The organism is Phenylobacterium sp., assembly GCF_044372605.1.
In the GTDB taxonomy this organism is placed as follows: domain Bacteria; phylum Pseudomonadota; class Alphaproteobacteria; order Caulobacterales; family Caulobacteraceae; genus Phenylobacterium.
The window spans coordinates 1-10,940 of sequence record NZ_JBILRO010000099.1 but is presented as its reverse complement, the minus strand read 5'-3'; the positions used below and the strand labels follow the sequence as shown (position 1 = coordinate 10,940).

Here is a 10,940-nt window from a genome sequence, read left to right as displayed (position 1 = left end):
CTTCGCGGATATCGACATTGTTGGGCAGGCCGCCGGGTACATACTGCGTCTGGCGGCCGGCCAGATCGTAGACATAGAGGCCGGCCTTCTTGTCGGTGCCGATGATCACGCCGCGGGCGCGGTCTGCCGGATCCACCCAGATCGCCGGGTCGTCGGCTGCGTCCAGCACCTTCGTGCCCACCGAGGGCGTCTCGGCGGCGGCGATCACCGGGGTCCCGACGCCGACGGTCATGCCGGCTGAATCCGACATCGCTTCAGGGCCTGTCGCGGCGCAACCGGACACCAGAATCAGTCCCAGAAGAAGCACGGCTGAAGAGCTTAGCGATGAGTATATTTGAGGCATAAGATCAGATTCCCACATCTCTCAGCTGATTTGAAAGTCGGATCAGCCGACAGGAGAGCAATGTCAATCTGTGGCTCCTGAACCACATGATTTTCTCCTCTGTGCGGTTCTTGAGGACGTGATGAAACTGTCGCGGAAGCGTCAAACTAGACGGCTAAGCCGCCTCCAACCAAATGGGGGTACAACAGATGTTCAGGATCACTTCGCGTACGGCTTTGATGGCGGGCGTCGCCATGGCCTCCGCACTTTCGGCGCAATCGGCGATGGCTCAGAGTGCAGCCGAGGCGCCCGGCACTGTTGACGAAGTGGTCATCACCGGTCGGCCCATCGCCGAATCCCAGGCTGCTGCGCTGCAGATCCAGAAAGAGTCGCCCTCGCTGGTCAGCGTCATCGCCGCCGACGCGGTGGGCCGCCTGCCTGACCAGAACATCGCCTTCGCCATCGGCCGCCTGCCGGGCGTCGCCGTGCAGCGCGATCAGGGCCAGGCCCGCTACGTCAACCTGCGTGGCTCCAAGATCAACTGGACGACGATCTCCTTCGACGGCCTGACCATCGTCAGCCCTGAAGGCCGGGACTCGCGCCTGGACAACATCCCCTCGGCGCTGGCCAGCCAGATCATTGTCACCAAGGCGGTGACCCCGGACATGCCCGGCGAGACCATCGCCGGCAACGTCGACGTGAAAACCCGCAGCGCCTTTGACCGCTCGGGCCTGTTCGTCGCCGGCAAGGCCTCGCTGGGCTATGTGGAACTGGGCGGCGGCGAGGAATCGGACGTGTCGCTGACCGTGTCCAACCGCCTCCTGGACGGCCGCCTGGGTGTTCTGGCCCTGGGCTCCTTCTATCATCGCAACATGGTCACCGATAACTGGGAGACCGACCCTTACCAGACCGCCGGCAATGGTCGCGATGCGCGGCCCGGTAACCAGGACCGCCGTTGGGCGCGGGAATTCGAGAACAAGCCCTATCGCCTGACGCGCCAGAACATCGGCGGCGTATTCAAGGTGGAATACGAGTTCGACGATAACAATAAGGTCGATTTCAGCTCCATCTACACCTCGTACATCGACGAGGAACTGCGCAACAACTACATCTTCCGGATGGACAACGGCGCGACAACCACCGCCGCCACCGCCTGCCCGACCGTTGTCGCGCCGCAGACCACCAGCGGCTTCGCCGACATCTGCAACGGCAATACCCCGCAGAAGGGCACGGTCTACGGCGCTCAGATCACCTCCAATTTCAACTCGCTGGAAACCGCAGAGTACACCTGGACCAACACCGTCGGCGGTGAGCATCTGTGGAGCGACTGGAACGTCAAGTGGAAGCTGAACTACACCCAGGCCGAGGACGGCCAGGATGCTCCGGCCCGTACCAATTTCGCGAGCCCCTCAAACATCGCCGACCGGCCGACCATCGACTATGACTTCACCGATCCCAACAACAACATCGTAAAGCTGTTCCGCACGGTTGTGACGGGAACGGGCTCCTCTGCGGTGCGATCCAAGGGCGCGGCGGTTCCATCCATCGAGTCGTTTCTGGCGCCTGCGGTCTCCATCAACACCACCGATGGCGGTGATCCGACCTTCGCCTATACTGCCAAGTTCGACGTCGAGCGCGAGTTCGAGATGTTCGGATCGCCCTTCAAGCTGAAGTTCGGCGGCCTGTTCGGCTCGCGCACGAAGAAGCACGAGGAGAAGGTGTACGCGGCGACCCTCGCCCAGATCACCGCGGCCGGGCAGGCCTTCAACTACGACCAGATCCGCAACCTCAAGCCCTACCAGGGCGAGCTCCAGCTCGGCTACGACTTCAACTACTTCTCGAAGGACGCCGTCGACAAGCGCGCCAGCGACCTGCTCAAGGCCGGGGTCCTCGTCCGGCAGAACACCAACGCCAACTTCTTCCGCGTGCAGGAAGAAATCCTGGCGGGTTACGCCATGGGCACCTGGACGCAGGACTGGGGCAACATCGTCGCCGGCGCGCGGATCGAACGTGTGAAAAACACCGGCACGGCCTTCGGCGGCGTGGGTACGGCCAACACCCTGGTGACGGCGACCAATGACCAGGTGCTGGTGTTCCCAAGCGCCCACATCAACTGGGACCTGAACGACGAGATGAAGGTCCGCGTCGGCTTCACGACCGGTGCGGCGCGGCCGGACTTCGACGAACTGCGGCCCAATCTGGTGGCCAATGACACCACCCAGACCATCTCGGGCGGCAATCCCGACGCCAAGCCCGAGCGGGCCTACGGTGTCGACGCCTATTATGAGTGGTACATGGCCTCGGGCGGCTATCTGTCGGCGGGCGTCTACTACAAGGACATCAAGGACGCGCTGTTCAGCCAATCCGGCGTCTTCGGCCGCGATACCCTGAACTTCGGCGGCGTGGACCGGTCCGGCTACACGCTCAGCACCCTGCGCAACGGCGGCAAGGGCCACATCCTTGGTGCCGAGGCAGCCATCGCCCAGTCGATCGAACCGTTCCTGGAAGACAGCAACGTGCCCGACTGGGTGAAGGGCTTTGGAGTTCAGGCCAACATCACCCTGAACGACTCCGAGTTCAACGTTCCCAGCGTGGGCGGCGTACCGGAGCGCAAGATCCCCGTGATCGGCGCCTCGGACACGGCCTACAACGTCTCGGTCTATTACGAGCGCTACGGTCTCTCGGCGAGGCTGGCCTATCAGTACCGCACCCCCTGGGGTCAGGGTGTAGGCGAATATCAGGTGCTCAACGGCAAGACCGTCCCGGTCGCCAACGGCGACGTCTTCTGGGACAGCGACGAGGAACTGGATTTCTCGGTCCGCTACCGCGTCAATGACAACTTCGAACTGACCTTCGATGCGGCGAACCTGACCAATGACCGGGGTCGTCGCTATGGCGATGTGACGGCCAATCCGATCGAGTTAGAGAAGTTCGGCCGCCGCTTCATCGCCGGGGTGAACTTCACGTTCTAGGCCTTGAGCGTCCCGGCGGGGCGCGGAGTCAAGCGGGCGTCACATTCCGCGTATAGGGTACCATTACCGCCCGTTCCGGACGCAAATTCGGAGCGGGCGGTCTTCATTGGAAATCAAGGGTCGGGCGCATGCACAGGTTCGCGGGAATTCTCGTTGTTGCGGCCATGGGCCTGCCCGGGGCGGCCTTCGCTCATGAGGGCCAGCATCCGATCCGGATCGAGGCGCCCAAGGGAACCAAGGTCGCGAAGGTGGATCCGTCCAAGCGCCGCTGGCTGTCGGGCGACCACCACGTCCACAGCCGCTACAGCGTCAGCTGGAAGGCCAACCCGGACGGCAAGTCTCCGCCGACCCCCGTGGTGGCCGGCGACGCCATCTATCCCATCCCCACCAATGCCGCGATGGGCGCGAAGTTCGGGCTTTCGTGGATGGTGGCGACCGACCACGGCGGACCCAACCATTCCAAGGTCAATCGCGACCTGGCCTATCCCGAGCTTCTGAAGGCGCGGCGCGAAGTTCCCGGTGTCATCCAGTTCTACGGCATGGAGCTGGACACCCCGGGCGCCGAACACTCCAGCGTTATCGTGCCGCACAACAACGCGGAGCGCGACGTTCTGTTCGGGATCGAGAGCCAGTACAATCACCGCGAGCCCTGGCCGGCTGACCCGACGTGGAACACCGAGCCGCGAATGGTCGAAGCTCTGAAGTACATGTCGAAGATTCCGGTCCCGCCGGTGGTGATCGCCAACCATCCCGCCCGCACGGCGACGGGTGTTGGCGCCTATACGGTCGTCACGCCTGGAGAGCTGCGCAACTGGAACGACGCCGCACCCCAGGTCGCGGTAGGTATGGAGGGCGCCCCTGGCCACCAGGCGGCGGCGCTGAACGTAAAGGCCCAGGGCGATCCTGATACCGGGTTCCGCGGCGGCTATCGTCGTGCGCCGACCATGGGCGGGTACGATCAGCTGACGGCGCGGCTGGGCGGGTTCTGGGACTCCATGCTGGCCGAGGGCCGCGGCTGGTGGATCACCTCGACGTCCGACTCCCACCGTCACTACACCGAAGGTGGCATAGATTTCTGGCCGGGTGAGTACTCCAAGACCTATGTGAAGGCGGTCAAACAGCCTGCCGACGTGCTGGACGGCCTGCGAAACGGCCGCGTGTTCACGGTGCTTGGCGACCTGGTCTCCGAGCTGGACGTCACGGCGCAGACTGCGGATGGCACGGCCCGGGCCGAGATCGGCGGAAAGCTGAACGTCGCGCCCGGTTCGGACGTGACCGTGGTCATCCGTCTGCGCGATCCCGCCGGCGCCAACTTTGGCGGCAAGAGCCCCGATGTGTCCCGCGTCGACCTCATCGTGGGCGATATCACCGGTCCTGCAGCTGATCGCACGACCGATCGCAACACCACCACCCGCGTGGAGCGCCGCTTCGGTCCGCGCGACTGGACCCGCGACGGCGAACGCATCGCCATGGTCCACACGATCCGCAATGTGACCGGCCCGATCTATCTGCGGGTGCGCGGCACGAACGGCAATGAGCTCGAACCCACCCCTGACACGGCGGGTGAGGACCCCTGGTCGGACCTCTGGTTCTACGCCAACCCGGTGTTCATCACCGCAAAGTGACGCCGGGCGCAGGCCTCGACCTGATTCCCGGACGCGCAAGTTTGAAAAACACCGGTGGGAAACCTCGACGCCGTTCCGACTCACGCTATGCGGTTAACCCTCGATTAACGGTGTGGGCGCCTAATTAACGCATCGTTACCAGGGTGCGTCGGGACTGCGGCCGGACGCGCCATACCGCAAATCCGGGAAGGACCGATACGTCACATGACTATCTCTCTGTCAGCGCCGCGCGCCACGGAACTGAAGCCTCGGATCGTGGTGTTCGGCATCGGCGGCGCCGGCGGCAACGCTGTCAACAACATGATCGATGCGGGCCTTGAGGGCGTTGAGTTCGTGGTCGGCAACACCGACGCGCAACAACTGCAGTTCGCCAAGACCGAGCGCCGTATCCAGCTGGGCGTGCAGGTAACCCAGGGCCTGGGCGCCGGCGCTCATCCCGAAGTCGGCATGAGCGCGGCCGAAGAGAGCATTCCCGAGATCGGTGAGCACCTGGACGGCGCCCACATGGTCTTCATCACCGCGGGCATGGGCGGCGGCACCGGCACCGGCGCCGCGCCGATCATCGCCAAGTGCGCCCGTGAGCGCGGTATCCTGACCGTCGGTGTGGTGACGAAGCCGTTCCACTTCGAAGGCCGCCACCGGATGCGCCTGGCCGACGCCGGGATCAGCGAGCTGCAGCGCTACGTCGATACCCTGATCGTCATCCCCAACCAGAACCTGTTCCGCGTCGCCAATGAGCGGACCACCTTCGCCGAAGCCTTCGGCATGGCCGACCAGGTGCTTCACTCGGGCGTGCGATCGATCACCGACCTGATGGTGCTGCCTGGTTTGATCAACCTCGATTTCGCCGACGTCCGCACGGTGATGACCGAGATGGGCAAGGCGATGATGGGCACCGGCGAGGCGACCGGCGAGGACCGCGCCCTGATGGCCGCCCAGAACGCCATCCAGAATCCGCTGCTGGACGAAGTCTCGCTGAAGGGCGCCAAGGCCGTGCTGGTCAATGTCACCGGCGGCCTCGACATGACCCTGCTGGAAGTCGACGAGGCGGCCAACGCCATCTCCGAGCAGGTGGATCCGGAAGCCAACATCATCTTCGGCGCCGCCTTCGATCCTTCGTTGGAAGGCATGATCCGGGTCTCGGTCGTGGCCACCGGCATGGACGGCGCCTCGATCGCCGCTATCGAACCCAAGATCGAGCGTCGCTCGCTGACGGCGGAGCCGCTGCGCGCCACGGTCACGCCGCGCGCGCCTGAGCCCGAGCCGGCGATTGCGGCCTCGGTGGAACCCGAAATGGCCGCCGAAGCCACGCTTGAGGTCGAACAGCCCGATATCTTCAGCGTGCCGCTGACAGTCGATCCGCAGCCTGTGCAGACGGTCGCCGAGGCGCCCGTGACCCGGAGTGTGGACCCGGCGGTAGAGACCCAGCGCGTTCTGGACGAGCCGCTGTTCGCCGAACCTGTCTATGAGCCGCGCCGTCCGCGTGGTGGGTTCCTGAGCATCTTCGGGGGCCGCCCGCGCTATGAAGCACCTCAGGCTCCGGCCGCCCAGGCGCCAGCTCCACGCCCGACATCGGCGCCTTCGCGCGGCGGCGCCCAGCCCATGGAAGCTGTCGCGCCCAATGAATCGGCGGATCAGAACGAGGATCTAGAAATCCCGTCATTCCTTCGCCGCCTGGCGAACTAGAAAACATCACAAAAGCGCCACGCCCGGGAAACCGGGACGGCCCATAGTCCTCCCTGAGCCTGCTCCGGGAGGACTGTCATGTCGGACCAACGCATTATTCTGGTGTCGCCCCTGGCTCAGGGGTGGGCGGTGTCGTGCGCCGGCATTGAGCCGCTGATTTTCCGGTCGGGTGGTCATGCTGAAGCGCGGGCCCGGCAGTTGGCGCAGGCGCTGGCCCGGCTGGGGCGAGAGGTGCATGTACGTATTCTGGACCGGGGTCGAAACCTCATCGGCACGCTCCGATTCCCGGCACTCTGACGACAAGTTCGGGCTGCCGTCAGGACCTGTTTCCTAGGCGCGGAATGTCCTTTGAGTGCGTCTCAAAACCACTTGAAAAACAACACGAAACCGCCGCCGCAGGTTAATGTGGCCTTAAGCGAAACATTGCGAAACACGATGTGCTTTGCTGCGTTGCACCAAGCAGCCTAGCAGATTTGCAGGGGCAAAGGTTCGGTCGTCGCACCGCGTATCGTCGCAGGAAGGTCTACCTTGTCCGCACAGGTCTACCAGCACACCCTGAAGTCGCCGGCCCTGTTCGCCGGGATTGGCGTCCATACGGGCGCCTACACGCGCGTTTCGGTCAAGCCTGCGAGCGTTGACGCCGGCATCGTGTTCGTTCGGACAGACATCGCCGACCGCGACAACGTCGTGCCGGCGCATGGGGAAGCGGTCTGCAAGACCCAGCTCGGCACGGTCATCGGCAATGCGGCGGGTGTCACCGTCGCCACCATCGAGCACCTGATGGCGGCCCTGGTGATGCTGGGCGTCGACAACGCCGTGGTCGAGCTTGATGGCCCAGAAATGCCGATCATGGATGGGTCTTCCGCGCCGTTCGTTCGTGTTCTCGACCGGGCCGGCCTGCGCTCGCAGGACGTGGCGCGCGCCTACATTGAAATTCTCGATACAGTCGAGGTCATCGACGGCGAGAAGCGCGCGACGCTCCGACCCGCAAGCGGCTTTGAAGTGGCCTTTGACATCGCCTTTGACAGCGCGGCCATCGGTCGTCAGTCCGTCGATCTGGTGATGGACGAGCAGATGTTTCGCGACGAACTGGCCGATTGCCGCACGTTCGGGTTCCTGAGCGACGTGGAAGCCTTGCGGGCCATGGGCCTGGCGCGTGGCGGGTCCATGGACAACTGCGTCGTTGTCGACGGCGACGCGATCCTGAACCCTGAAGGCCTGCGTCGCCCTGATGAACCTGTGCGTCACAAGGCGCTGGACGCGATCGGTGACCTCTTTTTGCTGGGGGCACCCCTGCTGGGTCGGTTTGAAGGCGTGCTCGCTGGCCACGGTCTGAACAACGCCCTGGTCCGCGCTCTGCTGGCCCGTCCGGATGCCTGGCGTATCCGTACGTTCGCCGAGGCGCTTCGTCAGACGGGGTAAGCTGCTGACATGATGTTGGCAGCGGCGGTAGGGTAGGGCTCTCACTCGCCAGTGGAGCCCGATCATGTCCGACGACGCAACCGCAGACCTGAACGCGCGCTACAGGCCGCCGCACAGCTTTGTCTCGGCCAAGTGCCTGGATCATGTTGACCGGCACGGGCGGCGCTTCATCGAACTCTCACCGTTCGCCGCCTTGGCCTCGGTGGGTCCCAGCGGCAGTCTGGATGTGTCTCCACGCGGCGGCGGCCCGGGGTTTGTGCGCGTCGCCGAGGATGGCAAGAGCCTGACCATGCCGGACCGTCCGGGCAACAACCGCCTCGACACGCTGCGGAACATCGCCGAGGGCTCCGGCGAGGTGGGGTTCATGTTCATGATCCCGGGTGTGGATGACATCTACCGGGTCAACGGTCGTGCGAGCCTGGTGATCGATGACGCCCTGGCCGCGACCTTCGAAGAGTTCGGCAAGGTCCCCAAGAGCCTGCTTCGGGTGGACGTGCGCGAGGCCTATCTGCACTGCCCCAAGGCGTTGATGCGCGCGGATCTATGGGGCGACAGCCATCGCATAGACCGCGCCACCTTGCCCTCGCTCACCGAAATGGTCAGCGATCAGATCGGTCTGCCCAGACCGCAAACGACCCATGAACAGGATGTCGAGGGGCTTAGGGCGAGCCTTTAGCTCACTCTTATGACTTGGACCCCGCATTCGGCGACGCGATCCAGGATCGCGTCCGATCCGGTCCATGTGGCGACAAGTGTGCTGGCTGCCGAGATTGGTGCGATCACATAGGGGGAAGCAGCACCGAGTTTTTCGGAAGAGCACAGAACAACAGTTTCGGCTGCTGCAGCCAAGAGGGCTCGTTTCACCGCCGCTTCCTCGGCATCGCCGGTGGTCAAACCGATTTCCGGATGAATCCCGGTTATGCCCATGAAGTAGAGGTCGGCTCGCACCCGTCCGATGCCCTCTACCGCTGCTGCGCCAACACTGACCATGGAGTGTTTGAAGAGGCGTCCACCAATGAGGATCACTTCACAGGCGTGGTCGATCAACGCAACGGCCACGGCAGGGCTATGAGTTACGACGGTAGCGCGTAGTGCGGGATCAATGAGTCTAGCCAGCCTCACCGCCGTCGTACCACCGTCGAGGAACGCGACTTGGCCCGTCTGCAACATGGCTGCAGCAGCCTTGGCGATGACCTCCTTTTCCAAGGTAGAGACCTGCTGTCGCGTGTGTAGGTCAGCCATAGCGGGCGATGCAGGTAATGCGCCGCCGTGAACACGTTGTAGGAGGCCCTTTCGTGCAAGTTCGCGCAGATCGCGGCGAAGCGTGTCGTCCGAAACCCCGATCTCCACGGCCAGCGTTTTTGCTATCGCCTGGCCGTCTCTCCTCAGTGTCGCGAGAATCAATTGATGACGTTGACGTGTGAGCATCGAAGGGTTCCGGGATGCGCGAAAATAATTGAAACTGCACGAAATTGAACGTATGTCAGGGCTATGTCCATCGCAGACCGTATCCGAATTCGCGAAGTCCGCGTGCTTTCCGATGATTGGTATGTCCTGAAGAAGACGACCTTCGACTGGCAGCGGGCCGATGGAACATGGCAGACGACCAGCCGGGAAACCTATGATCGGGGCGACGGGGCAACTTTGCTACCTTATGATCCGGAGCGTCGCACTGTGCTGCTTGTTCGTCAGTTCCGCTATCCGGCCTATGTGAACGGCCACGACGGCTTGCTGATCGAAGCTGTGGCAGGTCTGCTGGACAACGCAGATCCCGAAGCACGAATACGAGAAGAAGCCGAAGAAGAAATCGGATGTCGTCTTGGTGAGGTGCGAAAGGTCTTTGAATGCTTCATGAGCCCAGGGTCTGTGACCGAACGCCTGCATTTCTTCGTGGCTCCCTACGATCCGGCGATGCGAGTAGGCGCTGGCGGTGGGATTGAGGCCGAGGGTGAGGACATCGAAGTGCTTGAATTACCCATCAGCCAAGCCCTCGCGATGGTTACATCAGGCGAGATAGCTGATGCCAAAACTGTGATGCTTCTGCAATTTGCCGCCATGAACCTGCTAGCGTCATGAGAACGGCCGTTGCGCCGTTTGCTCGCCACAGTCAGTGGTGTAGATAGCGAACCCTCGTGTGGGGGCGCACGTTGGCCTTGAAGTGGTGGTGTCTTTGCTAAGCAATACGAGCAAGGTGACGGTGATCGCCGTCATGAGCGCGCTGGCCCTCTCCGCTTGCGCCGGGAACAACAGGAACAAGACACGCCTGGCCTATGAGGAGCGGCCGGTTGAGCTGCTCTATTCGACCGGCGCGGATCGGCTGGATCGGCGGCAGTGGAGTCAGGCCGTCGGCTACTTCCAGGAAGTGGAGCGCCAGCATCCCTATTCCGAGTGGTCGCGCCGTTCGATTCTGATGCAGGCCTACGCGCACTATCAGGGCAACGACTACGCCGAAGCGGTGGCGGACGCGGACCGCTTCATCCAGCTCTATCCCGGCAATGCGACCGCAGCCTACGCCCACTACATCAAGTCGATCTGCTACTTCGAGCAGATCGTGGATGTGAACCGCGACCAGGCGGCCACCGGCCAGGCGCTGGATAGCCTGCGCGACGTCGTCCAGCGCTATCCGCGCAGCGAGTACGCGGCTGATGCGCGGCTGAAGATCGACATGGTCAACGACCAGCTGGCCGGCAAGGAAATGACCATCGGCCGCTACTACCTGCGCCAGGGCGACACCCTGGCCGGCGCGAATCGATTCAAGACCGTGGTGGATCGCTACCAGACCACGACGCACACACCCGAAGCCCTCTACCGGCTGGTGGAGAGCTACCTGACCCTTGGCCTGGTCGAGGAAGCCAAGCGCAACGGCGCGGTACTCGGCTACAACTATCCCGGTGATGTCTGGTACGGCGTCGC

Annotated in this window: 10 protein-coding genes; 8 read left to right on the top strand and 2 right to left on the bottom strand. The window is 63.5% G+C overall.

The genetic code is table 11. The annotated features are described in order from the left end of the window. On the bottom strand, positions 1 to 250 hold a 250-nt coding region (locus tag ACIQ42_RS09800; RefSeq protein WP_397422015.1), incomplete at its 3' end, for a phytase. Between the two features lie 281 nt (positions 251 to 531). On the opposite strand from ACIQ42_RS09800, the gene ACIQ42_RS09795 reads away from it, so the two are divergent. From ACIQ42_RS09795 to ACIQ42_RS09770, 6 genes are all read left to right on the top strand, one after another. Then, positions 532 to 3,294 (top strand): TonB-dependent receptor, encoded by a 2,763-nt coding sequence (locus ACIQ42_RS09795; RefSeq protein WP_397422014.1) that lies wholly within the window; start codon positions 532 to 534, stop codon positions 3,292 to 3,294. Positions 3,295 to 3,422: 128 nt separating this feature from the next. Further along, positions 3,423 to 4,919, top strand: coding sequence for a phosphoesterase (locus tag ACIQ42_RS09790; RefSeq protein WP_397422013.1), 1,497 nt, complete (start codon positions 3,423 to 3,425; stop codon positions 4,917 to 4,919). Between the two features lie 204 nt (positions 4,920 to 5,123). Continuing rightward, positions 5,124 to 6,605, top strand: a complete 1,482-nt coding sequence (ftsZ, locus tag ACIQ42_RS09785; RefSeq protein ID WP_397422012.1) for a cell division protein FtsZ — start codon at positions 5,124 to 5,126, stop codon at positions 6,603 to 6,605. Between the two features lie 78 nt (positions 6,606 to 6,683). Continuing rightward, positions 6,684 to 6,902 (top strand): hypothetical protein, encoded by a 219-nt coding sequence (locus ACIQ42_RS09780; protein ID WP_397422011.1) that lies wholly within the window; start codon positions 6,684 to 6,686, stop codon positions 6,900 to 6,902. Positions 6,903 to 7,133: 231 nt separating this feature from the next. Continuing rightward, the gene (lpxC, locus tag ACIQ42_RS09775; protein WP_397422010.1) at positions 7,134 to 8,027 is read left to right on the top strand and encodes a UDP-3-O-acyl-N-acetylglucosamine deacetylase; all 894 of its coding nucleotides are present in this window, start codon (positions 7,134 to 7,136) and stop codon (positions 8,025 to 8,027) included. 64 nt (positions 8,028 to 8,091) lie between these two features. Next, positions 8,092 to 8,703: an MSMEG_1061 family FMN-dependent PPOX-type flavoprotein gene (locus ACIQ42_RS09770; protein ID WP_397422009.1), complete on the top strand. Its 612-nt coding sequence runs from the start codon at positions 8,092 to 8,094 to the stop codon at positions 8,701 to 8,703. On the opposite strand, the gene ACIQ42_RS09765 is transcribed toward ACIQ42_RS09770, so the two are convergent. Then, a complete protein-coding gene (locus ACIQ42_RS09765; protein WP_397422008.1) occupies positions 8,700 to 9,455 on the bottom strand; it encodes a DeoR/GlpR family DNA-binding transcription regulator in 756 nt (251 codons plus the stop codon). The two genes, ACIQ42_RS09770 and ACIQ42_RS09765, sit on opposite strands and share 4 nt — an antisense overlap. A gap of 63 nt (positions 9,456 to 9,518) precedes the next feature. On the opposite strand from ACIQ42_RS09765, the gene ACIQ42_RS09760 reads away from it, so the two are divergent. Together ACIQ42_RS09760 and ACIQ42_RS09755 are read left to right on the top strand one after the other, a co-directional pair. Further along, a complete protein-coding gene (locus tag ACIQ42_RS09760) occupies positions 9,519 to 10,103 on the top strand; it encodes a GDP-mannose pyrophosphatase (protein WP_397422007.1) in 585 nt (194 codons plus the stop codon). A 133-nt stretch (positions 10,104 to 10,236) separates the two neighbouring features. Then, positions 10,237 to 10,940: outer membrane protein assembly factor BamD (locus ACIQ42_RS09755; RefSeq protein ID WP_397422016.1), on the top strand; the 704-nt coding region annotated here is incomplete at its 3' end.

Bases quoted from the DNA above. Each gene is read 5' to 3' on its own strand.
- ACIQ42_RS09795 (WP_397422014.1), top strand. From the start codon at position 532: ATGTTCAGGATCACTTCGCGTACGGCTTTGATGGCGGGCGTCGCCATG.
- ACIQ42_RS09790 (WP_397422013.1), top strand. From the start codon at position 3,423: ATGCACAGGTTCGCGGGAATTCTCGTTGTTGCGGCCATGGGCCTGCCC.
- ftsZ (WP_397422012.1), top strand. From the start codon at position 5,124: ATGACTATCTCTCTGTCAGCGCCGCGCGCCACGGAACTGAAGCCTCGG.
- ACIQ42_RS09780 (WP_397422011.1), top strand. From the start codon at position 6,684: ATGTCGGACCAACGCATTATTCTGGTGTCGCCCCTGGCTCAGGGGTGG.
- ACIQ42_RS09770 (WP_397422009.1), top strand. From the start codon at position 8,092: ATGTCCGACGACGCAACCGCAGACCTGAACGCGCGCTACAGGCCGCCG.
- ACIQ42_RS09765 (WP_397422008.1), bottom strand. From the start codon at position 9,455: ATGCTCACACGTCAACGTCATCAATTGATTCTCGCGACACTGAGGAGA.
- ACIQ42_RS09760 (WP_397422007.1), top strand. From the start codon at position 9,519: ATGTCCATCGCAGACCGTATCCGAATTCGCGAAGTCCGCGTGCTTTCC.